The sequence below is a fragment of the Vreelandella titanicae BH1 genome (genome assembly GCF_000336575.1).
GTDB lineage: Bacteria > Pseudomonadota > Gammaproteobacteria > Pseudomonadales > Halomonadaceae > Vreelandella > Vreelandella titanicae.
This window is the reverse complement of the sequence record NZ_AOPO01000005.1, coordinates 203,013-227,619: the sequence shown is the minus strand read 5'-3', so window position 1 is coordinate 227,619 and position 24,607 is coordinate 203,013. Positions and strand designations below refer to the sequence as shown.

23 protein-coding genes are annotated in these 24,607 nt (G+C 54.3%); 7 read left to right on the top strand and 16 right to left on the bottom strand.

Annotation, left to right across the window (positions count from 1 at the left end; all coding sequences use genetic code 11):
- Positions 1–82 precede the first annotated feature (82 nt).
- From HALTITAN_RS11820 to HALTITAN_RS11810, 3 genes are all read right to left on the bottom strand, one after another.
- Positions 83–2,035, bottom strand: a complete 1,953-nt coding sequence (locus HALTITAN_RS11820) for a glycosyltransferase (protein WP_039859292.1) — start codon at positions 2,033–2,035, stop codon at positions 83–85.
- Positions 2,032–2,430 carry a 6-pyruvoyl trahydropterin synthase family protein gene (locus HALTITAN_RS11815; protein WP_027959807.1) on the bottom strand — a complete coding sequence of 133 codons (399 nt, stop codon included), beginning with the start codon at positions 2,428–2,430 and terminating at the stop codon, positions 2,032–2,034. Before HALTITAN_RS11815 ends, HALTITAN_RS11820 begins: the two co-directional genes overlap by 4 nt.
- A gap of 171 nt (positions 2,431–2,601) precedes the next feature.
- Positions 2,602–3,621 carry a zinc-dependent alcohol dehydrogenase gene (locus HALTITAN_RS11810; protein ID WP_009287249.1) on the bottom strand — a complete coding sequence of 340 codons (1,020 nt, stop codon included), beginning with the start codon at positions 3,619–3,621 and terminating at the stop codon, positions 2,602–2,604.
- A gap of 360 nt (positions 3,622–3,981) precedes the next feature.
- On the opposite strand from HALTITAN_RS11810, the gene HALTITAN_RS11805 reads away from it, so the two are divergent.
- Positions 3,982–4,719, top strand: a complete 738-nt coding sequence (locus tag HALTITAN_RS11805; protein WP_009287248.1) for a CDP-alcohol phosphatidyltransferase family protein — start codon at positions 3,982–3,984, stop codon at positions 4,717–4,719.
- Here HALTITAN_RS11805 and HALTITAN_RS11800 read toward each other — a convergent pair.
- Together HALTITAN_RS11800 and HALTITAN_RS11795 are read right to left on the bottom strand one after the other, a co-directional pair.
- A complete protein-coding gene (locus tag HALTITAN_RS11800) occupies positions 4,716–5,186 on the bottom strand; it encodes a GFA family protein (protein ID WP_027959810.1) in 471 nt (156 codons plus the stop codon). The two genes, HALTITAN_RS11805 and HALTITAN_RS11800, sit on opposite strands and share 4 nt — an antisense overlap.
- 193 nt (positions 5,187–5,379) lie before the next feature.
- A complete protein-coding gene (locus HALTITAN_RS11795) occupies positions 5,380–6,339 on the bottom strand; it encodes a LysR family transcriptional regulator (RefSeq protein WP_201764690.1) in 960 nt (319 codons plus the stop codon).
- A gap of 107 nt (positions 6,340–6,446) precedes the next feature.
- On the opposite strand from HALTITAN_RS11795, the gene HALTITAN_RS11790 reads away from it, so the two are divergent.
- Positions 6,447–7,406, top strand: coding sequence for a sodium-dependent bicarbonate transport family permease (locus tag HALTITAN_RS11790; protein ID WP_027959812.1), 960 nt, complete (start codon positions 6,447–6,449; stop codon positions 7,404–7,406).
- Here the strand turns inward: HALTITAN_RS11790 and HALTITAN_RS11785 are convergent.
- Entirely contained in the window at positions 7,379–10,561 is a 3,183-nt protein-coding gene (locus HALTITAN_RS11785) for an efflux RND transporter permease subunit (RefSeq protein ID WP_009287245.1), read from the bottom strand. The genes HALTITAN_RS11790 and HALTITAN_RS11785 overlap by 28 nt on opposite strands.
- A 6-nt stretch (positions 10,562–10,567) precedes the next feature.
- Positions 10,568–11,755, bottom strand: a complete 1,188-nt coding sequence (locus tag HALTITAN_RS11780; protein WP_009287244.1) for an efflux RND transporter periplasmic adaptor subunit — start codon at positions 11,753–11,755, stop codon at positions 10,568–10,570.
- A 507-nt stretch (positions 11,756–12,262) separates the two neighbouring features.
- Here HALTITAN_RS11780 and HALTITAN_RS11775 point away from each other — a divergent pair.
- Entirely contained in the window at positions 12,263–13,222 is a 960-nt protein-coding gene (locus HALTITAN_RS11775) for an AraC family transcriptional regulator (RefSeq protein ID WP_022520552.1), read from the top strand.
- A 443-nt stretch (positions 13,223–13,665) separates the two neighbouring features.
- Positions 13,666–14,232 carry a manganese efflux pump MntP gene (locus tag HALTITAN_RS11770; protein ID WP_039859291.1) on the top strand — a complete coding sequence of 189 codons (567 nt, stop codon included), beginning with the start codon at positions 13,666–13,668 and terminating at the stop codon, positions 14,230–14,232.
- A gap of 121 nt (positions 14,233–14,353) precedes the next feature.
- Here HALTITAN_RS11770 and HALTITAN_RS11765 read toward each other — a convergent pair whose 3' ends face one another.
- From HALTITAN_RS11765 to HALTITAN_RS11750, 4 genes are all read right to left on the bottom strand, one after another.
- On the bottom strand, positions 14,354–15,241 hold the full coding sequence (locus HALTITAN_RS11765) for a sigma-70 family RNA polymerase sigma factor (RefSeq protein ID WP_009287242.1): 888 nt from the start codon (positions 15,239–15,241) through the stop codon (positions 14,354–14,356).
- 15 nt (positions 15,242–15,256) lie between these two features.
- A complete protein-coding gene (locus HALTITAN_RS11760) occupies positions 15,257–15,685 on the bottom strand; it encodes a RidA family protein (RefSeq protein ID WP_039859290.1) in 429 nt (142 codons plus the stop codon).
- Positions 15,686–15,751: 66 nt separating this feature from the next.
- The gene (locus HALTITAN_RS11755) at positions 15,752–16,210 is read right to left on the bottom strand and encodes a carboxymuconolactone decarboxylase family protein (protein WP_039859289.1); all 459 of its coding nucleotides are present in this window, start codon (positions 16,208–16,210) and stop codon (positions 15,752–15,754) included.
- A 400-nt stretch (positions 16,211–16,610) separates the two neighbouring features.
- Complete coding sequence (locus HALTITAN_RS11750) at positions 16,611–17,543, bottom strand: AraC family transcriptional regulator (protein WP_009287241.1); 933 nt, start codon at positions 17,541–17,543, stop codon at positions 16,611–16,613.
- A 112-nt stretch (positions 17,544–17,655) separates the two neighbouring features.
- On the opposite strand from HALTITAN_RS11750, the gene HALTITAN_RS11745 reads away from it, so the two are divergent.
- Positions 17,656–18,873, top strand: coding sequence for an MFS transporter (locus HALTITAN_RS11745; RefSeq protein ID WP_009287240.1), 1,218 nt, complete (start codon positions 17,656–17,658; stop codon positions 18,871–18,873).
- 118 nt (positions 18,874–18,991) lie between these two features.
- On the opposite strand, the gene HALTITAN_RS11740 is transcribed toward HALTITAN_RS11745, so the two are convergent.
- On the bottom strand, positions 18,992–19,342 hold the full coding sequence (locus HALTITAN_RS11740; protein WP_039859287.1) for a MerR family transcriptional regulator: 351 nt from the start codon (positions 19,340–19,342) through the stop codon (positions 18,992–18,994).
- Between the two features lie 79 nt (positions 19,343–19,421).
- On the opposite strand from HALTITAN_RS11740, the gene HALTITAN_RS11735 reads away from it, so the two are divergent.
- Complete coding sequence (locus tag HALTITAN_RS11735) at positions 19,422–20,237, top strand: aminotransferase class IV family protein (protein ID WP_009287239.1); 816 nt, start codon at positions 19,422–19,424, stop codon at positions 20,235–20,237.
- A gap of 295 nt (positions 20,238–20,532) precedes the next feature.
- Here the strand turns inward: HALTITAN_RS11735 and HALTITAN_RS11730 are convergent, their stop codons facing one another.
- Positions 20,533–21,381, bottom strand: coding sequence for a LysR family transcriptional regulator (locus HALTITAN_RS11730; protein WP_039859286.1), 849 nt, complete (start codon positions 21,379–21,381; stop codon positions 20,533–20,535).
- A 139-nt stretch (positions 21,382–21,520) separates the two neighbouring features.
- On the opposite strand from HALTITAN_RS11730, the gene HALTITAN_RS11725 reads away from it, so the two are divergent.
- Entirely contained in the window at positions 21,521–22,189 is a 669-nt protein-coding gene (locus tag HALTITAN_RS11725) for an FMN-dependent NADH-azoreductase (protein ID WP_027959821.1), read from the top strand.
- An 86-nt stretch (positions 22,190–22,275) separates the two neighbouring features.
- On the opposite strand, the gene HALTITAN_RS11720 is transcribed toward HALTITAN_RS11725, so the two are convergent.
- The 3 genes from HALTITAN_RS11720 to HALTITAN_RS11710 all read right to left on the bottom strand — a co-directional run bounded on the left by HALTITAN_RS11720 (position 22,276) and on the right by HALTITAN_RS11710 (position 24,372).
- A complete protein-coding gene (locus HALTITAN_RS11720) occupies positions 22,276–22,812 on the bottom strand; it encodes a YdeI/OmpD-associated family protein (RefSeq protein ID WP_027959822.1) in 537 nt (178 codons plus the stop codon).
- A 147-nt stretch (positions 22,813–22,959) separates the two neighbouring features.
- Complete coding sequence (locus tag HALTITAN_RS11715) at positions 22,960–23,724, bottom strand: SDR family oxidoreductase (protein ID WP_027959823.1); 765 nt, start codon at positions 23,722–23,724, stop codon at positions 22,960–22,962.
- Between the two features lie 282 nt (positions 23,725–24,006).
- Positions 24,007–24,372, bottom strand: a complete 366-nt coding sequence (locus HALTITAN_RS11710; protein WP_027959824.1) for a TfoX/Sxy family protein — start codon at positions 24,370–24,372, stop codon at positions 24,007–24,009.
- Positions 24,373–24,607 lie beyond the last annotated feature (235 nt).

The following is a 24,607-nucleotide window of genomic DNA, read 5'->3' as shown; positions in this document are numbered from 1 at the left end:
GCGTAGCCATGGGCTTCTCCGCGCCAGCTTTTTATAACAAGCCCCCAGTCGAGTGAACATACCTTGATCCGGCCCCATAGGATTAGGCCTCTTCCCTGGGGTTGGCAAACAGAGGCGTAGCAAACAGGTCGCGGTGCCCCACCCAAATACCCAGTTCGCCATTGGCCACCGCTTGCTGGCGCTGCTGTAACCAGGTGGCAATACGCGCCGCCGCTTCCGGGGCTTGCTCGGTGGCAGCTTCGGCCCAGCCTTCGAGTAGCGCCATCATTAACGGCTGCTGTTCTTGACTGCCAACAGCGAGCTGCCACGGTGTTTCAGCTTGTTCAATGCGATAATCAGCCCTCTCTAACGCGACAACTAATGCCCCGTGCGCCTGCCCGCCTAGTGCATCACCTAAACCTTTATCGCGCTGCTGGTGAGCCATAAACATCGCCTGCAGCCAGCGGTCTTCGTCATCCAGCACCGGCGCGCCTTGAGGGTCAATAAAGTGCCACTCACCGGTCACGCTTAGCGCTATCAGCAGCGCCTGCTGCTGCCCGGCAATGCGGGTCACCAAGGCATCGATCCATTGTTGGGAGACCAGATCTAGCAGCGCCGATGCGGTGACGAGGTGCGCGTCGTCAAGTGGCACCTCGGCAAGCGCCTCCAGCGATATGCAGTACGTCTCAATGGCCACGGGCTGCCCTTGGCTATTGCTTAATCCGGCAGCACACTGGCGCGCCTGGGCTAACAAAATGGCGTCGTGATCGATCAGCTTCCAGCGCTGGTGGCCATTCAGGCGCGGCGCCAGAAAGCGCATGTTACTGCCCCGGCCGCAGCCAAGATCCACTATCAGCGGCGCCGGAGTACGCGCGCTCAGCCACTCCGCGGCAAGCTCAGCCAAGGGCTGGCTACGGGAATCGACATCAGCCGCCTCCCGCAGCGTCAGCCAGTCGGACGCAAACTGGCTGCCTGGGCGCAAATTTGGAGAATCGGCGGGCGCAGTTAACGCCGTGGCAAACTTGGCCCCCGCTTCTTGCCAGTCGCTTAACGCTTCCCGGGCCTGGGCCGCTCCCTGGCGCAGTTGGTGGCGTAGTTTGTCGTCATGGCAAAAACGGCTGAGGGCATCTTGAAGCGCGTCGACGTCACCCGGTTCAACGCTCAAACCAGCGCCTGCAGGCAAGGTATCGCGAAGCGCACCACCGGTAGTGGTAATCACTGGCAGGCCGTGGGCCAGGGCTTCGGTGACCACCATGCCGTAGCCTTCATACCAAGAGGGCAGTACCAGCGCATGGGCGCTGCGATAGGCCGCTTCCAGCGTAGCGCCATCGCACTCGCCGTGAAGCCGTACGCTGTCTTGCAAGCCGCTCTGATCAATCAGTTGCTGTACACGCTGGGTAAAAGTGGCATCCCGGGCGCCACCGTAGCAGTCGCATTGCCAGTGATCGCCACTAACGCCCGCCAATGCCTTTACCAGAATATCCTGCCCTTTGCGCGGCGTTAACGTTGCCACACATAGCAAACGTAGTAGCTCACCCGGTTCTGCTGCGGAGCTGATCGGCGCCTGGGCAACACCCGGCTCAACCACAGTGACACTGGGATTGAGTGGCATTTCATAGTGGGCCGCCAGCTCCGGTAAGCGCCGGGCGGTAAAGTGGCTGGTGACGATAATCCGCGCCACGTGGGCAAGCGCGTTTAACTCACTGCGATGAAAGCGCTGCTGATCAGCCTCATCAAGACCCAACTCATCGCCTAAGGGGTGGTGCAGCAACGCTGTGATTTCCAGCCGCTGGGCATGTTGGGCAACCACCTCCGGCAGCGCTCCCATGGCCAGGCCATCAATCACCACCGCCGCCTGATCGGGAAGCGACGCTAGGGCCTGAGTGAGCGCTTCTGCTGCCTCGGCATCCGCATCAGGAAACGTGCCAGCCAAGCCGACGACGTCAATTTCCCATCCCTGGTCACGCAGGGCCGAGACAATTTGGGCGTCGTAAATATAGCCGCCGGTACGCTGAGCAGGGTCACCGGCAACGATAAGGTTAAACCGCTTACTCATAGAGCGCCTTCATAGCTTGCCCAGGCTACATGGGATTCATGTAGCTTGATCTCCATATGGGTAATCCCTTTGGCGGTGATGCCCATTTTGCCCTCACCAATCGCCTTGGCGAGCTGGTCAAAGATCACCTTGGCCATGAACTCGGTGGTGGTATTTTTACCCGCGAACTCGGGCACTTCATCCAAATTACAGAAGTTGTAACCTGCCAGTACTGATTTTACCGTTTCGCTGGCAAGGCCGATATCGATCACCAGGCCGTCCTCATCCAGCTCGGGGCGCTGAAAAACCACATCGACAACATAGGTAGCGCCGTGGGTACGCTGGGCAGGGCCAAAGATCTCACCATTGAAACTGTGGGCGATCATAAAGTGGTCACGGACACATAAACGAAACATAGAGACTCCAAATGATAAGAAACCTCTGATTAACTATTGCGCTCGACCATACGGCGTTAAAAATCGCCTCAAAATGCTCATTTACAACCCGTAAACTCCGCTTTTTCGTTGATTTTTGCCTTGTCTGGCCTTCGCTCATTACGTTAATCAGAGGCTCCATAAGTAAATAGGTTATGAGGGGTAGCGCAGGCGGTGACAGAGCTCAACGCTACCACGGCCAAACAACTGAGGAGCAAGCGTGGGCAGTTGTGCAAAGTCGCTTTCACCGCTGATTAGCGCATCCAACCGCTCGTCTACCAGCAGGCTCAGCGCTAATTGAAGGCGGCGCTGGTAGTCCCAGCGTGGGCGTAACTTGGGCGGCAGTTGACCCACCTGGCTGGCCTTGAGCGTCAGCCGCTGGGAGTGAAAAGCACCGCCTAACGGTATCGCAATATCCCCCTCGCCAAACCAGCTCATTTCGATAATGCGCCCTTCGCTGCCCGCTAACGCCAGTGCTTGGCGCAAGCCGGCGGACTGGCCGCTGGCGTGGATCACGCAATCTTGGTCATGAAGGGCTTGTTCGGGAGTACAGAAGGTCACGTCCAACTGCTCGGCAAGCTGGCGACGTTCAGGGTTAATATCGACTAACTGAACGGTAACACCAGGCACCTGAGCGCACAGGTACGCTACCAGCGCACCGACGACACCGGCGCCCATAATAGTGATTCGCTCACCCAGCATCGGCTCGGCGTCCCACACGCCATTGATGGCGGTTTCCATATTGGCCGCCAAGACGGCACGTTTAGCAGGCACATTGGTGGGTACTTCCAGCACTGCCGAAGCAGGCACAATGTAGTGATCCTGGTGGGGAAACAGGCAAAAAACGGTTTTATCCAGGAGAACGCTTGGCCCCTGCTCAACGCGGCCAACGCTGCAGTAGCCATATTTGACCGGGGCAGGAAACTCACCCGACTGGAAGGGAGCCCGCATGCGCGAGAATTCGCTTTCAGGCACACGACCATTGAACACCAACGATTCGGTGCCGCGGCTGATACCACTGTATAAGGTACGTATATGCACCTCATCCTGGGCGGGAGGACTTAGTTGTTCACGCCTCATCTCGCCTTGTGCTGGGTTGGTCACCCAAAAGGCGGTGGCCCAGGTTTTTTTAGCGGCATTGGGAGCTTTGCCAACATCGTCAAGCGCCGACATGAGCGTTCCTTTTCGTTACGAGCCCACTTGATTCGGGCTCTCTTTCATTCCGTTGAATGTGGCGTGGCACCATTGCGCTGCAAGTTAGGGGTAAGAGACACGCCGTGTGTCTCAGCCCCCGAGTATAATGTGTGGCCATGCATTGCATGGCCTTAGGCAGAACAGTTTTCAATGGTTCACCATCTTCAGCGTAGCGGGTGAAAAGAATATATTCGATTAACCATTTGGAACAATTGAAACTAACCCGTCTATTTTTTGATCTTATGGACAACACTACCTTCTTCTACAAGAATGGTACATATAAAAATAGTTGCATCATTTATTTCAACTGCGGATAGCGACGCCGCTTCGTGAGCCACCATGCCGCTTTTTTCCAACGCTTCTTCTTACACCCTGCCTAAGCGTCTCTATGGCGCTGCAGAACTACTGCTGGGCAGCTTGCTGCTAATTGCTGTAGGCAAAGGCTTACCACTTTTAATGGCTACTCCGGCCAATTGGTGGGTGGCCTTTGCCTTCTACACGTTTATTTCCGCTCTGGTCATCATCTTCTGGCCCCACGGCGCACTGGGTTGGGCTAACCGGGTCACGTTGGTGCGTGCGGTTGTGGTTTCATTAGTGGCAGGTGCGCTCGCCGCCAATGCCTTTGTAGGGGCAATCTGGCAATGGCTGGCGATCGCGGTGATCGCCCTACTGCTGGATGGCGTTGACGGCTGGATAGCCAGGCGCACCAAAAGCCACACCCGATTCGGGGCGCGCTTTGATATGGAGTTGGATGCCCTGCTGATTTTGCTACTGTGCGCAGGTTTGTTGCGGCTGGAATCACTGGGGTTTTGGGTGCTGTTGATAGGCGCAATGCGCTACCTGTTTATCGCCGCCAGTTGGCAGTTCCCGTGGCTTTCAAAGCCGCTGTTTGCAAGCTTTCGCCGTAAAGCCGTTTGTGTCTGGCAGGCGGTGGCGCTACTGCTAGCATTAACGCCACTAACCTCCCACCTTGTTGCCAGCCTTCTCGCCGTTAGCGCATTGATCTCTTTAACCTATTCGTTTGGCTTTGACGTTTGGTGGCTATACCGCAAATCAAAGCATAGCGAGCGAAGCTAGCACTCCAATCCCAGGCGCTGGTGCCATTCAGCCAGGCTTTCATCCGGGTATTCGTCGAAGCATTTATCTTGGAAATGCCCATTGACCTCGACCCAATCGGCCCGGCTTCCCAACATCATGTGCGTTTTCCGGGGAGGGGTCGGCAAGTCCGTATCAATCGCCGAAGCGAAAGGGTGTACCAGCTCGGGCCATTCGGGGTCATAAACCCACAGCGACGATGCACAGTGCTTGCAGAAATGCCGCTCTCCCGTGCTCTGCTCCCCCTTAATGAAGGCGCGGTAGACAGTAATATGCTCTTCGCCGCTAACGTTGAGCGTTTTGCTTTCTCCACTGAGGTTGATTGCGTACCCACCCCCGCCAGCCGTTTTGCGGCACACAGAACAGTAACAGCGATTAAAAGGATAGGGGTGGTTTGACTTCACACTGAACGTCACTGCCTGGCAGTGGCATGATCCTTTGAGCAGCATAGTTACCTCCGTTTGCAGCGGTTACCCAAGACAAATATCAAGGTGCGACTGCATGAACCGAGTGCGACCTTAAGTGCTCTCTTTAGTACTCTCTTAAGTGCGCTCTCAGGCTCTATCTTAATATCTTAGCTTAGCGCATAGGATCTACGTCGCTTTCAACGGGGATAATTGACGCTGTTTGTGAGTCAATGCATCAGCGTTCAGGCTTTAAGGCTTGGAGCAATTCAGCCACGGCCATCTCCCCTTCGGGCTCGTCAAACGCTTGTGCCAGCGAAGCTTGTACATAGCTCAAAAAACGAATGGCGGCGGGGGGTAAACGGCGTTGCCGTCTGACCACAAAGTGCCAACGACTTTTCAGCGGAAAGCCCGGCAACGGCAGCTCTTGGACGCCGTTGGGCGAATCTGCAACAACGTGGCGAGACAGCACCGCTAGACCCATGTTTGACGCCACCGCTAGCCGAATAGCCTCGTTACTGGCGATCTGCTGGGTAGAGCGTAGCTCAATACCCGCACTGTACAGCCAGGCTTCAAAGGTATGCCGAGTCGCAGAGCCCGGTTCGCGCAGCAGAAATCGCTCCTCTTTGAGTGCGTCCATGCTGAGACCTTCTACGCCTGCCCAGCGGTAATGCTGCGGCCCCACCACTACCAATGGATTGCTCAGAAAAGGCGCGGCTAACACATCGTCATCAATGGGCGGGTGGCTAAATACGTAGATATCATCCTCATGGCGCTCAAAACGATTGAGCATCTGCTGGCGATTACCTATCTCCACCGTGACATCTACCTGGGGGTTAGCCTGACCAAACGGCCCTAACAGCCGTGGCAGTACATATTGCGCGGTGTTCACCAAGCCGATACTGAAGTGCCCGCGCCCTCCGCGGTTGTACTCCTCCAGGTACTGACTAAACACATCGGCACGGCTAAGCAAGTCCTGGCTGAGTTGATAAAGCGCCTGACCAACCTCAGTGGGCACCAAGCGCCCTTCCTCGTGGCGCACAATCGGTTCACCGACAATTTCTCTCAGCCGCTTTAGCTGCTGAGACACCGTGGGTTGGGTCAGGTGGAGCCGATTTGCCGTGGCCGTCAGTGAGCCTGTGCGAACCACGTCGGCATAGACCTGTAGCAAGCGAAAAGTGAGTTGTCGTACTTTCATAGCCACCCCATAGATAATCATCTATGACTATATAAATCTTATTTGTTTTCATCAATCTCTTTGGATCGCTAAAGTAACAGCTTTAAAACCCATCAAGGAGATTGTCCGTGCCGGATATTGTGGTGATGTTTTTTGTGCTAGGTGTGGTTGCCGGTGTGGTGCGCTCCGATCTCAGTATTCCCAAAGCCGCTTATGACATATTGAGCTTACTGCTGATGCTGACTATTGGCCTTAAAGGCGGCATGGCGCTGCATGGCAGTTTGAGCATATCGCTGCTGGTCGAGTTATCTGGCGTCACTCTGCTGGGGATCATCATTCCACTGCTTATCTTTCCGGTGGTTCACTATTTAGTACGGCTATCCATCGCCGACAGCGCCAGCCTTGCAGCCCACTATGGCTCCGTTAGCGCCGGTACGTTCGCCGTGGCCCTGGCGTATACTGAAGCGCATAGCCTAATAACAGGTGGGCAGGTGACGCTTTACCTGGTACTGCTCGAACTACCGGCCATCATGCTGGGCCTGTTGCTCTACCGGCGCTTCAGCCGTAAAAAGGCCGCTGACACAACGTCAGAGCCGATCAAAACTTCCGGGCTGTGGCACGAGACTCTGACCAATCGCGGTGTAATCCTGTTGGTGGGCGGTGTGCTTATTGGCTGGCTATACGGCCCAAATGCAGGTGAGTCAGTCACCGGGCTGTATACCAAAGCCTTCCATGGCATTCTGGCGCTGTTCCTGTTGGAGATGGGCTTGGTCGCGGCAGAAACACTGCGCAGCCTGCGGTGGGGGCACAGCCGTCTGATTATATTCGCGCTCGCGGCACCTATCGTGCTTTCCTGCTTTGGCCTGCTAATGGCGTACTGGCTAGGGCTACCCGCTGGATCAGCGGTTATTCTAGCCAGTCTCTCCGCCAGTGCCTCTTACATTGCCGCCCCCGTTGCTATTCGCGCCGCCATTCCAGATGCCAACATTGGCCTTGCCATGCTGGCATCTTTGGGGCTCACCTTCCCTTTTAACGTGTTAATGGGCATACCTCTCTATCATCAACTTTGGGCATGGCTGGTAGGGTGAGGTGAAGTGTCCAATGTAGCGCTATGATGGCTGACCAATGGGCCAGACAGTTTACGCAGCGCCACGTAGAACACCGGCGTGAGGAACAAGCCAAACAGGGTGACGCCGATCATGCCGGCAAACACCGCAGTTCCCAGCGCCGCCCGTACCTCGGCGCCTGCGCCGGTGGCAACTACCGAAGGCAACACCGCCGCGGTGAAAGCGATCGAGGTCATGATGATCGGCCGCAGGCGCAACCGGCAAGCTTCCAGGGCCGCTTCCACTACGCCCTTGCCCTGCAGTTCCAGCTCCCGGGCGAACTCCACGATCAGGATGGCGTTCTTACAGGCCAGGCCAATCAGCACCACCAGCCCCACCTGCACGAAGATGTTGTTGTCACCTCCGCCAAACCAGACACCAATCAGCGCCGCGAGCATCGACATGGGCACGATCAGAATCACCGCCAGCGGTAGCGTCCAGCTCTCGTAGAGGGCCGCCAACACCAGGAATACCAGCAGGATCGACAGCGGGAAGACCACTAGAGCCGCATTACCCTGGGTGGATTGCTGGTAGCTCAGGTCGGTCCACTCCAGCGCCATGCCCGGGGGCAGCACCTCTTCCGCCAGGGCGTTGATGGCATCCATCGCCTGGGCGGAAGAAAGCACGCGGGGGTCAAATTCGCCGGCCAGGTCTGCTGCTGGGTAGCCGTTATAGCGCAACACCGGATCCGGGCCGAAGGTCTGCGTGATGTTCACCATCGTGCCGATGGGTACCATTTCCCCCTGGTCATTACGGGTACGCAGCCGGGCGATGTCCTCCACGCTGGCCCGGAAGGGGGCGTCCGCCTGGGCGATCACCTGCCAGGTGCGCCCAAAGCGGTTGAAGTCATTCACATAGGTCGAGCCAAGATAGGTCTGCAGGGTGTCGAACAGTTCGGTCAACGGCACGCCCTGGGCCTTGGCCCTCAGCCGATCCACCTCTGCATCCAGCTGCGGCACGTTGGATTGATAACTGCTGATCGGAAAGCCCATTCCGGGCGTTTGCGCAATCGCGCCCTGGAGTTGATTGACCGCCTGCTGCAGCGCCCCATAGCCAAGATTGCCGCGATCCTCGATAAACAGCTGAAACCCCGACCCATTGCCCAAGCCAAGAATCGGCGGTGGCATGAAGGAGAACGCAAAGCCTTCTTTCAGGCCGCCAATGCCCTGATTAATGCGGGCGTTTATCTCCGCGGCGCTAAGGCTGCGCTCACCAAAGGAACTGAGGGTAAGAAACGCCACTCCGGTGTTGGAGGTGTTGGTGAACTGCAGCGCGTTAAGGCCGGGAAAGGCAATGGCGTGCTCCACGCCCTCGGTCTCCATGGCAATATCCACAACATCCTGAAGCATCTGGTCGGTTCTCTCCAGAGACGCCCCTTCCGGCAGGATGACGCCCGCAATCAGGTACAGCTTGTCTTGCACCGGGATAAACCCGGGCGGCACTGCCTTGAACATCACGCCGGTACCCAGCAGCAACAGCGCGTAGACCACAAACACCGCGCCACGATGCTTCAGGGAACGAGCCACGCCGCCCTGGTACTTGTTGGAGCTGGCGTTAAAGAAGCGGTTGAAGGGACGGAAAATCCAGCCGAACAGCTTATCTATCACTCGGGTGAGTCGATCTTTGGGCGCGTCATGGGGCTTGAGCAGCATCGCCGCCAGCGCGGGCGACAGGGTCAGCGAGTTGACGGTGGAGATCACCGTGGAGATGGCAATCGTCACCGCGAACTGGCTATAAAATTGACCGGTCACCCCCGACAGGAAGGCCATGGGAATAAACACCGCACACAGCACCAGCCCCACGGCGATAATGGGCCCGGAGACTTCTTTCATGGCCTGATGAGCAGCGGCCTGGGGCTTCAGGCCCTCCTCGATGTTCCGCTCCACGTTTTCCACCACCACGATGGCGTCGTCCACCACGATACCAATAGCCAGCACCAGCCCAAACAGGGTCAGCGTGTTGATAGAGTACCCCAGCAGGTAAAGCGCCCCAAAGGTGCCGATCACCGAGACCGGCACCGCCAGCAGCGGGATAATGGAGGCCCGCCAGGTCTGCAGGAACAGCGTGACCACCAACACTACCAGCAACACGGCCTCCAGTAGGGTGGCTATCACTGACTTTATAGAGTCATTAACAAAGATCGTAGTGTCGTAGACCGCTTCGTACTCAACACCTTCAGGGAACTGCTCGGACAGCTCCTCCATGGTAGCGATCACCTGCTCTCGGATATCCAGCGCATTGGCACCCGGTGCCTGGAATATTCCCACACCCACCGCGTTGTTGCCGTCCAACTGCGAGCGCAGCGTATAGTCCCCGGCGCCCATTTCCAGCCGGGCCACATCCGAAAGCCTGAGTATCTCGCCGTCCTCGCCGCGCTTCAGCACGATGTCGCCAAACTCCTCTACTGTTTCCAGCCGCCCTTGGGCGTTGATCAGGGTAAGAAAGTCACTATCTTCAATGGGCTCAGCTCCCAACTGCCCGGCGGAGACCTGTACATTTTGTTCACGCATGGCCCCCACCACATCACTGGCCGTCAGGCCACGGGCAGCTATTCGATCAGGATCGAGCCACGCCCGCATGGCGTAGTCCCCTCCGCCGAAGATTTGCGCGTCCCCGATCCCTTCGATCCGGGCCAGCCGGTCACGGACATTCAGTCGCACATAGTTGCGCAGGTAGAGGGTGTCGTATTCACCGCTGGGCGAGGTCAGGTGAACGACCATCAGAAACGTTGGCGACTGCTTCTGGGTGGTGACGCCTTGCCGACGCACGGCTTCCGGCAGCCGGGCTTCCGCCTGGCTGACGCGGTTCTGCACCCGAACGGCGGCCTGCTCAGCATCGGTACCAGGGCGGAAGGTGACGGTCATTTGCAGCACACCGTCAGAGCCCGCCACGGACTTGAGGTACATCATATCCTCAACGCCGTTGATGGCTTCTTCCAGTGGCGTGGCGACCGTTTCGGCGATCTCCTTCGGGTTAGCGCCGGGGTAGACCGTGCGAACGACCACTGATGGCGGCACCACGTCGGGGTACTCGCTAATGGGCAGGTTGGGTATGGAGATCAGCCCCACCGCCAAAATAATGATCGACAGCACCGCTGCAAAAATCGGTCGATCCACAAAGAAACGCGAGAAATTCATGGCGGTCTAGTCCTCCCTGGCAGCAATGGCGGGTTGGGCGTCAGCAGCCGGGGCGGCGGGCACCGTTTGGGGGCTCACTTCCATACCCGGCATGAAGACTTTTTGCACCCCGTTGACGATCACCCGGTCGCCGGCAGCAAGCCCTTCGCTGATGACCGTGCGTTCATCCACCCGGCGCCCTGTGTCGACCTGGCGACGCTGGGCGAGGTTGTTCTCATCCACCACGTAGACGTAGCGGCGATCCTGGTCGGTCAGGACCGCCTTGCCATCCACCAGCAACGCTTGGTCCAACCGCGCGACCGGCATTTCGACCCGCGCAAACTCCCCGGGCCGAATGCGGCCATCCGGGTTGTCCAGCACTGCCCTGAATTGCAGGGTACCGGTGTTGGGGTTCAAGCGGTTGTCGATAAAGTCCAGGGTGCCTTTGTACTGGCGCTGCGGGTCGCCGCCCAGCTCGATATTCAGGCTGTTCGACGCGTCACCGGTGAGAAGTGTCTGGCTGGCAAACGCGGCCTGCTCGTCGGCCTCAAAGTAGACGTGGATCGGATCAATGGTGACCAGCGTGGTCAACAGACTCTGGTCGGCGCTGGCCAGGTTACCGCGAGTGACCATCGCCCGACCGACGCGGCCACTGACCGGTGCTGTAATGCGGGTGTATTCAAGGTCAAGCTCGGAGGTCTGCAACGCTGCCTCGGCGGCATCGACCATGGCACGAGCGTTACTCAGGGCCGATTGACGCTGGTCATGCACTTCCTGGGAAATGGCCTGACGCCCCAGCAACACCCGGGCGCGTTCAGCTTCACTGCCAGCCTGAGCCTGCTGGCTCCTGGCCTGGGCAAGATCCGCTTGGGCGGCGTTAACACGGGCCTGGTATGGGCGTGGATCGATCAAGAACAGCAGATCTCCCAGCTCTACCAGCTCTCCCTCCTCGAAGGCAACTTCCTGGATATAGCCGCTGACTCGCGACCTTAATTCAACCGTTTCAGCCGCTTCCACCCGCCCGGTGAATGACTCACTCAACACCACCGGCTGAGCGGTCACTTCTGCCACCTCGACTTCTGGGGGTGGCGGGGGCGATGCAGAAGCCGCCTCCTCACTCTTGGCTTCGCAGCCGGTAAGCAAGGCCATCAGCAGCAGGAACAGGAATATCGCCCGGCTGCTTGCAAAGCGGGTTCTTAGAGACAGACTTCCCATGATTACTTGCTCCAGTGGCTATCGGACGCCGATAGCAGCATTCGTTATATAACGCCTCACCGCGTTGGCGGTTGGCATTTAATTAGTCGGTTCAGCACGATCCATTTCGACATTGCCCTACGGCTTCCACCGTGAGGGGGAGTCTCAGACCGGTAGCGTTCTTGAAAGACGCTCTGGTCATACGGAGGACAGGCAAGCCCGCAGCACCAGGCTGCGGGCTTAGCGCCTATCAGACGCTACCTACAATAGGCGGTACGAGCGCGAGGGAGGTATCGTGTTCCTGCGGAAAGCTTGCCTGTTTCTGTCACGGGCAGAGAGCGGCCCAATAAGCAGGCCCAATCAAACAAACGAACGATTTTCAGACTTGCACAGCATGACGGTCAGGTGACAGCTGATGCGGGTTGTCGATTTCTACGGGGTACTTGCCTGATCCTGCAGAATCAAATGAAAAAGCCTACGATTTATAAATCGAAGGCATATACTGCGAACTAATAGGGAGGAAAGCCATTGACCACTATCTTGCCTGAGCAGATTGTCCAGCTCAGCGACAACCTGTCGCAACAGTTAATCAGCGTTGCCCGTCGCTGGAGCCCACTTGAAGAGCTTCAGGATACGGCGATTGCCGAAGTGCAACTGGTGCGCGCTGACGCCCCTACCAGCTTTCACTGTGCGGTATACGAGCCGTGCCTGTGTTTTGTCATTCAAGGCAGCAAGACCGTGCTACTAGGTGACAAGGAAATCGTCTACACCGGGCCCAGCTACATGGGTAGCGCCGTTTACCTACCGGTGGTAGGCAGGATTGACCATGCCACCCCGGAAAAGCCCTACTTGGCGGTAAAAGTCTCGGTGGATCCCCAGGAGGTAGCAGGACTGATACTGGAACTGGGCGACACAGCGCCGCCCGCGGGAAATGATACTATCTGCTCCGAGACGGACTGCGGATTAAAATCGGCCCCCATGGATGCACGCATGCAGGGTGCACTTTATCGATTGTTGAGCCTGCTCGACTCCCCGGAAGACATCAAGGTGCTTTCCCCCTTGGCCCGTCGGGAGTTGATCTATCGGGCACTCATGGGTGCCATGGGGCCTCACATGCGCCGGTTTGCCGCCTCCGACTCCCAGGCCAACCGGATTGCGCGGGTCATCTATGCGCTTAAAGAGCGCTACACGCAACCCCTCAAGATCCGTGAACTGGCAGCAACCGCCAACATGAGTGAATCGACGCTTTACCATAGCTTCCGGCAAGTCACACGCATGTCGCCCCTGCAGTACCAGAAGAAACTTCGCCTGCACGAGGCCCGACGACTCATGCTGGCCGAGGGGCTCGAGGCGGCTACCGCCAGCTACCGGGTGGGTTATGAAAGCCCTTCCCACTTTAGCCGCGAATACAGCCGCATGTTCGGTGCGCCACCCCGAGCTGATGTTATTCAACTGCGGGCAGCGGGAACAGCACCGCAGACTGCATGACTTCCAGTGTGATCGGCTTCTGGTTTTCCCGATGATTCTGATAACGGCTATTTAGTCTTTTATAACTTCAAGCCACTTAATATTGAATTATTGCAACTAAATCACCAGCAACAATAACGCTATAGATGACTATAAACCCTTAACCTTAAAAGCACATCACAATGTCATTAAACATGACAAACACAATAGGTTCACATCTTTCGCACAAGCCGCAAAAAGTATATTAAAAGCAAACAAAATCAGCTAACACACACATTGTTAGCCAAGGCTATATTAGTTCACTATTACAAACTTTATTTTTAAGACTCTGTCTTGTTTGTTTAATAAATCGTGGTAGGATTCATCGCTATTGAATACCCGACTTTTACACTCAAGCATAGTATTACTACTCTGCCACTGGGTAAATGTGCGCGGTACTTTTCCAGCGAGCGAGTTCACACTCCATGACACCGATTACCCTGCTGTTTCTGGCCGTATCCATGTCGGCGGATGCCTTCGCCGCCTCCATCAGCAAAGGCGCCGAGCTGCAAAAGCCACGGTATCGTCACGCCATCGGGATTGGCCTGGTCTTTGGTGTGATCGAAGCCATTACCCCGGTACTCGGCTGGGTAGCGGGCAAGGCATCTCAGCAGTATGTGCAAGCCTGGGATCACTGGGTGGCCTTTACCCTGCTGACGCTTATCGGCCTTCACATGATGCATGCCGGGCTCAAAAAGGAAGATAAGATAGAGCATCGCAAACAGACGCTCTGGTTATTGGTGTTGACCGCCACTGCTACCAGCATTGATGCCATGGCTGTGGGCGCCAGCCTCGCCTTTATCGATGCCAATATCATCGCCACCAGCCTAGCTATCGGCCTCGCTACTACGGTAATGGCCTCTGTAGGCACTTTTCTGGGCAATAAGCTTGGCAAGTTCGTCGGTCACTGGGCAGAACTTATCGGCGGTATTGTGCTAATCGGAATTGGCTTAGCAATATTGGCCGAGCACACAGCTTTTTTTAATGCTTAACCAGCAATTTATAACCTTGACCTCTTTTAAACCTGAAAGTCCTTCTTAAGCGATTGAGCTTTTACACATGAAGCTGCCGTAAAAGAAAAGCTTGAGAAAAATCTATTTACTTAACTAAAGACTAAAGCTGCGGTAGCTGGTCAGCCAAGTGGCGTAATTTATCCGGATTACGCACAACGTAAAGTGCCTGGATACGACTATCCACGACCTCCAGCGTCATGACCTGAGGTAGCCCATCGTGTTCGATCGTTAACCACCCCGGAAGCCCATTGACAATTACATGACTTACCCAGCAAGGGTTGGATGACGTCGACTTGTGGGCCAAGCCTGCAAAGAACCGGCTTATTTTATCTGCGCCGATAATGAGTCTGCGTACAGCAACTCTCTTGCCGCCTCCATCGGCATGCAGCGTCGCGCTGCCGCTCAACAAAGCCTTCAATTCGGTGACGTCGCCACTGCGTGCTGCTTCAAAGAAGCGTTGGGTCAGTTGGCTGTGCTCTCCAGCCGCCACCTGATAGCGCGGGCGTGCGGCCCGCACCTTTTTTCGAGCCCGGCTGGCAAGTTGGCGACAGCTTGTTTCACTACGTTCGAGGCTGATGGCGACCTGACCAAAATCCAGACCGAACACATCGTGCAGTAGGAACGCAGCCCGTTCCAAAGGCGACAGTCGCTCCAGCGCCAGCATCAGGGCGAAAGAGACATCGCTGGCTAGCGCCTCGGGGTCTACCGGAGTATCCAGCGTTTCCACCAGCGGTTCAGGCAACCAGGGGCCCACATAAACCTCACGTTGTCGATGAGCGACCCTAAGGCGATCAAGACAAAGCCGGCTGGTGACAGTGGTCAGGTAGGCACGCACATCGTTCACCGAAAGGTGGTCAGTATCATGCCAGCGCAGGTAGGCATCCTGTACCACATCTTCCGCTTCGCTCACCGACCCCAGCATTCGATAGGCGATACCGGTCAGATAACGGCGCCAGTGATTAAACTGGCGCGCGAATTGTTCCGTCATGGTGCCTGACTCCCGCTACTCAAGAACGGCGGTCGCGTCAACTTCAAACAACATACCATCCAGCGCTAACCGCGGTACCGGCACAAGTGTTTGCGCAGGCAGCGCATCGCCAAAGGTCTCCTTCACATAGCGGGTCATAACCTCCAACATCGAAGGATCATAATTGACGACATAGGTGTTAATACGAGTAACCTGTTGCGGGCTCGCATCAAGTTCTTGCAACACAGTTCTAAGGTTGCGATAAGCTTGAGCAACTTGATCCGCAAACGACTCAGGCAGTACTCCCTGGGCATTTTCGCCTCCCTGACCGGCAATGTAGGCAACCCGGCTGCCTCCGCTGGCAACCACCGCGTGGCTATAGCCGTTAGGTGCAGGATCATAAAGTTCATCAGAATTGACGATGGTTGTTGTCACTCCACCTGCGTGAGCTGTGTTCAGCGCCATAGCGATAATTCCCCATTTAAAGCGTTTTATGATGCAACAAAACATACCACTAACCCTCAGCTCTGATTACTGAAGGTTTTGGATTTCGTTCGGATGAACCGAACGAAAACCTACACTAATGCGGTTCCAGACGTTAATCGCCCCAATCAGTAATGTGAGGTCAACGAACTCTTTCTCGGTAAAATTCGCTAGGCCCTGCTCGTAATCCTTCGTTGGTGCGCCAGTGCCAGCCAACCTTGTCAACGCCTCGGTCCAGGCCAACGCCGCCCGTTCCCGTGGCGTATAGAGAGTGGACTCGCGCCAGGCAGACAGCAGGTAAAGGCGTGCCTCGCTCTCACCCGCTGCGCGGGCATCGCTGGTGTGCATATGCAGGCAAAATGCACAGCCATTGATCTGAGAGGCGCGTGTTTTAACTAGCTCAATCAGACTAAATTCCAGTCCACAGTGGCGAACGTACTCCTCTAGCTTAGTCATCGCGGTAATGCCCTCTGGAGAGGCTTTAAAGGCGTTCAGGCGTGTTTCCATTGTCTTGCTCCTCTGTTTTATATGGAGTGGAAAGCTATCCACCGGTCGTTCTACAGAGGTAGACGGAACAGCCTTAATGTTTGTGACATGGTGAGAAATAATTTAGAAAATAAAACGCCTGGGAGACGAGGAGTACGCCAAAGCATTGGCTAGTGGCCAGGGCATTTCGGATACTTATCGCTATCTCCCCTACCCTGTGGGCCACTCAATCACTCTCTTTTCCAACGGCTTTCACATGCCGTAGAGTAACGGCTGATATCAACGCAAGCGCCAAAAGGGTGGCGCCACTTACTGCGGCGGCCATATTCATACCTTGCGTAAACGCAGACTGTAATTGCTCAAGTTCCCTCTGGGAAGTCGTTCAGCAACTTCATCGGGCGTTGAAGCAAAACTTTAACCATTACATAGTCTCTGCTTCACGTGCCTCACTCGGCGGGTGTCCAATAATGCGTTTGAACGCGCGACTGAATGAGGCTTCAGAGTCATAGCCAAGCCGGTTCGCGGCCACGGCGATGCGCATATTGTCCCGCGCTATCCACTGTCGAGCCTGAAACATCTTTACCCGCGCCACATACTTGGCGGGAGTCACCCCTAACATCCGGCTGAACTTATCGTTAAAGCTTGAGCGCGAAGCTCCCATGACATCCGCTAACTCGGCGACTGACCAATCGCGCTCCGGCTGCGTATGGATGGCTACCAGCACCTTGCCGAGTTGTGGGCAGCGCACGGCTGCAATCCAGCCGCTAGAGTCGCTGCAGGCACACTCAATCCAAGCACGAATAATAGTGGCGGCCAGCACATCGGCCAAACGGGCAAGTATGCCGCAGGCACCGATTCGATCCAGGCTAATTTCTCGCTCCATTGCCTCCAATAAGGCAGGTACCGAGGGATCACGTTTAGCCAAATCGCTAGCGCGCATCATGTCAGGCATTATCGCAATCAGAGGGTGTAGCGGGTCGAGATTGAAGTGCATGGCGCCACAAAAAAGCACATCCGGCTCAATATCACTCTCTTTTGACTCACTGTTCACCAGATAAATATTCTCGGAGACCGGCCTACGAGCCAACGTAGCCTTATCCACTGCAGGCACGTCCTGCGAGCTGGCCATTACGTAGGACGCTCCACGCGGAAAGAGCACCGCATCGCCAGCGTTCAGGTATGTCCACTCGGTTGTCTCGGTACGCAACCAACACCCGCCTTGAGCCACAAAAAGAAAAAGTGCTGCTGGCTGGGCAGAGGTTGCGACGGCCCAAGGGGCGCGCAGCAGGCAGCGCCCATACTCCACGCCCTCAAGGCGCAGGCCGAGCAGAATTTCAGTTAAGGTGTCGCGCATATTAATGAACCCGGTTTGGACAAATAGTCATTCTTTACGGATTTTATATCATAGAAAAGCCAAACCCTTAATTTTACACTGCAGCTTCAACTAACACTTTAGTAGGCCTGCAATGAACGACACTACTTGCTCCGCCAGCCCGTCATTACTAACGGCAACACCCACCGCTGAACCTACCTCAGCCAATTGGATGGGCATTGTCAGCCTCGCGCTGGGGGTTTTTGGTTTAGTGACTGCCGAATTTTTACCGGCCAGCCTGCTGACGGCCATGGCAGCGGATCTCAACATCTCCGTTGGCGCCGCGGGCCAAGCGGTCACTGCTACTGCTGCAGTGGCTGCGCTTGCCGCGCTAACAATCCCACTCCTGACCCGCAATTTTGATCGTAGGTTTGTGCTGCTTGGTTTATCGCTGCTGCTCGTCGTTTCCAACGTCCTAGCGGCAACGGCGAATAGCTTTTTTGTATTAATTATTGCTCGAGTGTTGCTGGGAATTGCCTTGGGAGGGTTCTGGTCGATGGCCGCCGCACTGGCAATGCGTATGGTGCCCGACAATCTGTTTGCACGCGCCATGTCTATTGTTCTGACGGGCGTATCTGTCGCTACTGTTTGTGCAGCCCCTCTGGGCGCCTATATTGGTGGTCTCTGGGGGTGGCGCAGTGCGTTTATTGCAGCTGGTTTCCTTAGTCTAATAACGCTCGTGACTCAGCTTTTCGTCATTCCTGCCATGCCGCCAAAAGACAACCCAAGCCTGCGCATTCTCGGCCAACTGCTCACACGCACGCAGGTTCGCGTTGTGCTACTAGCCGTAGTGCTGATGATTTCAGGCCATTTTGCCGGGTTTACTTATATACGACCGCTCCTTGAAGAGGTGGCGCAGCTATCCGTCAGTGCAATCTCTGCGGTACTGCTCGGCTTTGGTATTGGTGGTTTTTTTGGCAATTTCGCCGGTGCATTTATCGCAGAACGTAGCGAGCGCAACGCCATTATCTTTGGTGGGGCACTCATTATTGCGATCACCATTACGCTACTGTTCGCGGGTAGTTCGGCCAGCGTTACTGCCGTGTCTATCGCACTTTGGGGATTTGCTTTCGGCGCTTTTCCCATCGGATTTCAAACCTGGATAGTTCGTGCCGCGCCGGATCAAGTTGAAGCTGCAGGGGGCTTGATAGTTGCCGCCTTTCAGGTTGCTATCGCCAGTGGCGCCATAGGCGGTGGTATATTAGTGGATTACCTCGGCGCTTTAGGTGGCCCCCTATTAGCCCTGATCACTACCACCCTGGGAACCCTGCTTGTGCTGTCATTTGGGCCACGCTCACAAAGCCCGGCCTGATAGCAAGAGAGCCGGGAGCAGTGAAACTTCCCAGCTCCTCAGTTGACTAGACCACCCAGCGGAAACGCGGTGACTCAAGCGTTACATGCCTCTTGCTGTTCCCGTTACCCACGGTTCATCACCGTTCAATATCGCACAGGAAACTCTCCAGAATGGCACGGCTTTGGGCCAGTTTGGCTGCTTTCTGATCGGCAAGCTTAATTTGTTCGTGCAAGACATTGCGTAGTTCGTCACAGGGCTCGAAGACTGGGCCCTCCCCTCTCACACACGGTAGGAATTGCTTGATGGTTGCCAGAGTCATGCCTGCTGAACCGAGCAGTTTGATCCGCTCGACAGTGCGAATCTCACCCTGCCCGTAATGACGGTACCCATTGGTGGCGCGCGTTGGCTTAAGCAAACCTTCCGCTTCATAGTAGCGCAGCATACGAATACTCACTCCGGTGCGTTTAGCCAGTTCACCTATTTTCATTTGCTCTCTTGACTCTTACAGCACTGTAAGGGTTTAGGGTAGTGATTCCTCACTGCAAGTTCAATCAGGAGTCACTGCTATGTCCACTAACGCCAGCAATTTTCAGGCCCATATTAATGGGCAACCAGCCACTCTTTCAGAGCTGATACCCCTGGCCTTTGCAGGGTTTGCCCATTTCACGGCCATGCAAGTACGAGATCGAGAGGTCAAAGGGCTAGATCTTCATCTTGCCCGCCTGCAGAAAGCGTCAAAAGAGTTTTTTGGAAAGATGCTTCCCGAGGAGCAACTGGTCTCCTACATCAGAACAGCTATTGATAAAGGCCCGAAAGACCAGTCATTAACGGTTACTCTCTTCTCCAGCCACGGTGAATTCACCGCGGCCAGCATGGATGCAGAGCCAGACGTGCTCGTCCGTAGCAGCGCACCGGCTAATGGCCCTAAAGGGCCGTTGAGGCTGAGTAGGGTAGATCACGAGCGACCTCTGGCTTCTATCAAGCACGTTGGTGAGGCGGGCAAAACCTACTATCTACATCAAGCTCTGCGCCAGGGTTTCGACGATGCAGCCTTTGTCGACCGCCATGGGCGATTGAGCGAGGCAACCATCTGGAACCTTGCCTTCTGGGACGGTGAGACGGTGATCTGGCCACAGGCAACGATATTGCAGGGCACCATGATGGGTATTGTTCAACGCCAACTGAACCGCCTCGGTATTGCCCAGCGCCACGAGGAGATCACCATTGAGCGTCTTCAGGAACTGCCCGGTGCCGCGGTGATGAATTCATGGACACCTGGGATCGCAGTCACTGCCATTGCTACCACTGCTTTTGCAGAAATAACCCCGTTCATCAGTCTGCTTCATAAAGCCTACCAAGCTGAGCCCAACAGTGTGTTGTAGGGGGTCTTTCCATATAGCGCGGAATCTGAGACAACACCATCGATTTTCCAGCGTTGTCTCAGCAAGCTCTTCGGCAAAGAGCACTGCACATTGCCCCCCGCCACCACAAGAGTGAACACGGCCTTTCCGTTCAAACGTTGCAATCAACAGACCAGTTGCTCGCTCAATGCTGGTAAGCGCACCTTTATTTAACAAAAGGCTTTCAAGGGCCTGCATGTAGGCTCGCTTGTATGTGTTGAATTGCCATGCCTTACTCACTCTTATAAGGGTAGATTTAGCAAACACAATGTGAAATTTAATTAACTTTAGACTTAAGCCAATCGACAAAGGCCTGCATTTTGGCGCTATGCTGCCAACTTTGGGTCGGGATGTAGTAACACAGCATTGAATCAACGCCTTGATACGACATTGGCTGCAATGTGTTAGCTTTCACAAAGTCAGAAACCAGAGTCTCTGAACAAAACACCAGCCCTTTCCCAGCAATAGCTTCATACACGCCATAGAGCTCCTGATCAAAATATCTTATTTCAAAGTTTGGAAGAGACTCCCCATTTTCCATTAACCAGCTTTCCCAAGGTGAATCCGGTAATTTACTATTCTTCCATTTAGTCAGGTAGACAATAGGAGGCTTATCCGCTGTGATAGAGTTGATAAAAGAAGAGCCTCCATACACGTTAAAACGTTCTTTTTTCAATAAGCTTGACTCATCAACACGGGTTACGTCTCCCAAACGGATAGAGAGGGCATTAATTTTAGATGCCACCACTTCACCTGTTGATATTTCAACATCAATATTTTGATAGATTTTATTGAAATCATGTAATAACGGAATTAACACCAGGGCAGCAAAGGATGAAGTGGTATCAACATTCAGTCGTGATGCCCCTGACTTTATATTATCTAGCGCAGTCTGAATTTTCTGCAGACCTGCTGTTGTTGCCTCAGCGAGCTGGTGCCCCTCTGAAGTTAATATCACTTTTCGGTTTTTTCGGTTAAACAGCCGCACTCCCAACCTACTCTCAAGGTTGCTGATGTGGTGCGACACACCTGCTGGCGTTATCGACAGCTCCTCAGCGGCATCTTTAAAGCTCCCCAGTCGAGCTGCTGCTTCAAACACCTTAATCGCTTGCAATGAAGCCTTCACCGCCAGCCTCCCATTTTGGACTCAAACTCGTTTCTCAATAGGTAAGTTTTACTCATCTATCGAGCCAGTTTATTCATTTGCCGCAGTATTGGCAAAAAGGCAGCATAGCCACTCCACATCACTATCCGTCGAGCCCACTATGCACACATTACTTCATATAGACGCCAGCGTACGCAAGACGTCCAACCCAAACCCCGACCACAACTCAATATCAAAGCGCATTGCTATGCAGTTTGTTGATAAATGGAGGTCTGCTAAAAGTACAGATAATTACATTTATCGTGATATTGGCTTAAATCCACCAGCTTTCATTGACCAAGACTGGATAGGCGCTGTGTTTACTCCGGATGACCGAAAAAGTTCTGAGCAACGCGAAAAACTGGCTTTATCAGATCAGCTATTTAACGAGTTATCTCAAGCGGATGTCATTTTAATATCTTCACCTATGTACAACTACGGCATGCCCGCCCCTCTTAAAGCATGGTTCGATCAGGTAATGCGTATAAATAAAACATTTAGCTTTGACTTGGCTCGTGGCGACCATCCTATAGAGCCACTTTTGTCTGGAAAAACACTTATTTTAGTGACCTCATGCGGAGAATTTGGGTTTGGGCCAGGAGGTGAACGTGAGCATATGAATCACCTCGGGCCACACATTAAAACATTGGGCAGATACTTGGGTGTCGAGTCATTTTATGAAATAACGTCAGAGTACCAAGAATTTGGGGACGAAAGGCATCAGGAATCAGTTGCTAATGCGCTTAAAAATGCAGGATTACTAGCGACTGATTTGGCTAGCAAAGCATAAATCCTTAAGCAGTAGTAGGGCAGTGCAATATGCGCTGCCCTGCTTAAAAGCTATTAATCTTGAACAGTAATACAGAAACTGCAACGCTAACCTGCCGTTTTAGGTGGGCTAAACGCTTTACTGTAATAGCCAGATGGATCGAAGCAGCAAACGCGGCGCTTTCCAGAAGCAAGCATGTCGCAAGCATCGAGAATCCGCTTCGCTCGAGTCTTGGACTGCTTGGCGGACGTAATCCAATGAATCCAGTCCAGGCGAGCAATCGTCGTGGTATCGCTCCAAACGGCTTGAGCTTCTGGAGACTCTGCAAGGGCATCCTGCAAATCAGCGGGCACCTCGGGTTCAGGCTCCTGCTCTACGGGCGTAATCTCAAAGGTGACATCGTCGCCACTGTTAACGCCTGCCGATTCAAGCAGCTCTTTACTTACCCGCAACCAATGGCTCAATTGGCCGTCCGGTTCAAGAGTAGCCTGGAAGGCATAAGTATTGAGAGTGCCCTCTACCGTTGTCCTGCCTCGCCGTGGGAGCTTCTCACTCACGCTTTTGGGCAGCACGACAAAAGCCCATGAATTATCGCTATCCTGCTTGGCGGGCCGAAGAAGCGTTGCTTTAAACTGAGATGTCATAGCTCTTTGTATCCTATTTTTAGTGTGGCAATTAACAGTACTCCAATCAAAAGGGGCAGCCCCTCCTTCAGAACGGGCTGCCTGTGGCATGCTGCTGCATAGCTCAAGGCCCCTAATCCTGATTATAGTCAGAGTGAGGCCCTATATTCAGACGCGATTTATTGATACTCCACCATCTGCCAATAGTGCCGTTCCGGTCGTAAAGCTGGATGCATCTGAAGCCAGGTAGAGTGCGGATTGAGCAATCTCTTCAGGCTTTGCCGTCCGCTTCATTGCATGTAGGTTGGCTACGAACGCTAATGCTTCGGGAGTGTTGGCAAACTCCCTGGCTGCAGCAGTATCCGTGCCTCCCGGTAGTAGCGCATTCACTCGAATGTTATCAGAGCCATATTCACAAGCGAGTACTTGCGTCAGCCCGATTAATCCCGCTTTACTGGCCGCATAAGCAGCCATGCCTGGCATTCCAGCGCTATAGCCAACAAATGTTGAAGTGAAAATTAACGAACCACCGCCACTCGTTAGCATGGCCGGCAGTTGATACTTAGCTGCCAGAAAAGCGCTCGTTAAATTGGTCGTGATCACCTGATTCCAATCGGCCAACGACATCTCGGGCACCGGCCCCATCGCACCTAAAATGCCTGCGTTGTTAAATGCCGCGTCCAATTGACCAAACCTCGCGAGCGTCTCGTCAACGAGCTTTCTGGCGAAATCCTCATCACCTACGTCGCCAGCAACCGCTAACGCTTGGCCACCCTCCTCTTTTATAGCGTCGACCAACGCATCCAGCTCTGCCTCTCTTCTGGCAGCTACCACTACAGTAGCCCCCTCCTTAGCGAAAAGTCGGGCAGTCGCATAACCGATGCCTGCGCTGGCACCAGTAACAATGGCGACTTTATTTTCGAGTACTTTCATCTTTGTGACCTCCATCACTGTTCAAAAGAAGGAACAACCCTCCACCAACAGCGAAGATCATAAGAGGTCGTTTACCCAGCGCCGACCCGAAACTTGCTATATTACGCGGGTACGCAGATGCTGATTACATCAGAGTCCTGTTATGGCGCAGCGAGCCGTTGCTTATACTGCTCCGGAATAAGTCCACGATGTAACTAAAAGGTGTCGGCTTATATGGGTCATTACAACGAAAATTTGGACGGATGTTTAGTCTATTCTACTCTTTGATAGAGATATAATTACCTATTTACTTTTCTTGACTCTGGCCTTACCCTTCAGGCGTTTCGCCCGCAATGCAGTTTCATAAGCACGATCGGCCCATTCCCTGGCATGAACTGGATTTTCAAAGATTTCCTCGGGTGCAGCGTAATAAGCCATTTTCACCCTTTTACCCCTCTTCTCGTATTCAAACTGCTCCATGCCCAATTCGATAAAGGAGCCTACCGAACTTTCATCCGCTTTGAGGTAAAGAACATCATCGGCGACGAGCGCAAACATAAGACCATCGCGATAAACGCCATATCCTCCAAACATGCGCTTAGTTTCTATTGCACCAAATAGCGCAAATACGTCGCTGAGGTTTGCGATAAATTCGCTGGTAGCTTTCATTACCCTAAAATCCGATTTCAGCCGCACTGCATAGCAGCATTGTATGGAATATTAAGACTGGAATGGACTGACTTCGCTTTAAACGAAAGTTGAGTCAAAATCATTCCAGCTCAGCAAGCCGAGCTATTACTAGATCTCTTAATAATTTTTCATCAACTTTCCAGTCACTAGGAATTTGAAATAATTTTTTCTTAACAACGTATTTCTAAGCCTGAGTGAAATCCAGAATTTCCTT

Coding starts and splice junctions, on each gene's coding strand:
- HALTITAN_RS11820 (WP_039859292.1), bottom strand. CDS start 2,035: ATGAGTAAGCGGTTTAACCTTATCGTTGCCGGTGACCCTGCTCAGCGT.
- HALTITAN_RS11815 (WP_027959807.1), bottom strand. CDS start 2,430: ATGTTTCGTTTATGTGTCCGTGACCACTTTATGATCGCCCACAGTTTC.
- HALTITAN_RS11810 (WP_009287249.1), bottom strand. CDS start 3,621: ATGTCGGCGCTTGACGATGTTGGCAAAGCTCCCAATGCCGCTAAAAAA.
- HALTITAN_RS11805 (WP_009287248.1), top strand. CDS start 3,982: ATGCCGCTTTTTTCCAACGCTTCTTCTTACACCCTGCCTAAGCGTCTC.
- HALTITAN_RS11800 (WP_027959810.1), bottom strand. CDS start 5,186: ATGCTGCTCAAAGGATCATGCCACTGCCAGGCAGTGACGTTCAGTGTG.
- HALTITAN_RS11795 (WP_201764690.1), bottom strand. CDS start 6,339: ATGAAAGTACGACAACTCACTTTTCGCTTGCTACAGGTCTATGCCGAC.
- HALTITAN_RS11785 (WP_009287245.1), bottom strand. CDS start 10,561: ATGAATTTCTCGCGTTTCTTTGTGGATCGACCGATTTTTGCAGCGGTG.
- HALTITAN_RS11780 (WP_009287244.1), bottom strand. CDS start 11,755: ATGGGAAGTCTGTCTCTAAGAACCCGCTTTGCAAGCAGCCGGGCGATA.
- HALTITAN_RS11770 (WP_039859291.1), top strand. CDS start 13,666: ATGACACCGATTACCCTGCTGTTTCTGGCCGTATCCATGTCGGCGGAT.
- HALTITAN_RS11765 (WP_009287242.1), bottom strand. CDS start 15,241: ATGACGGAACAATTCGCGCGCCAGTTTAATCACTGGCGCCGTTATCTG.
- HALTITAN_RS11760 (WP_039859290.1), bottom strand. CDS start 15,685: ATGGCGCTGAACACAGCTCACGCAGGTGGAGTGACAACAACCATCGTC.
- HALTITAN_RS11755 (WP_039859289.1), bottom strand. CDS start 16,210: ATGGAAACACGCCTGAACGCCTTTAAAGCCTCTCCAGAGGGCATTACC.
- HALTITAN_RS11750 (WP_009287241.1), bottom strand. CDS start 17,543: ATGCGCGACACCTTAACTGAAATTCTGCTCGGCCTGCGCCTTGAGGGC.
- HALTITAN_RS11745 (WP_009287240.1), top strand. CDS start 17,656: ATGAACGACACTACTTGCTCCGCCAGCCCGTCATTACTAACGGCAACA.
- HALTITAN_RS11740 (WP_039859287.1), bottom strand. CDS start 19,342: ATGAAAATAGGTGAACTGGCTAAACGCACCGGAGTGAGTATTCGTATG.
- HALTITAN_RS11735 (WP_009287239.1), top strand. CDS start 19,422: ATGTCCACTAACGCCAGCAATTTTCAGGCCCATATTAATGGGCAACCA.
- HALTITAN_RS11725 (WP_027959821.1), top strand. CDS start 21,521: ATGCACACATTACTTCATATAGACGCCAGCGTACGCAAGACGTCCAAC.
- HALTITAN_RS11720 (WP_027959822.1), bottom strand. CDS start 22,812: ATGACATCTCAGTTTAAAGCAACGCTTCTTCGGCCCGCCAAGCAGGAT.
- HALTITAN_RS11715 (WP_027959823.1), bottom strand. CDS start 23,724: ATGAAAGTACTCGAAAATAAAGTCGCCATTGTTACTGGTGCCAGCGCA.
- HALTITAN_RS11710 (WP_027959824.1), bottom strand. CDS start 24,372: ATGAAAGCTACCAGCGAATTTATCGCAAACCTCAGCGACGTATTTGCG.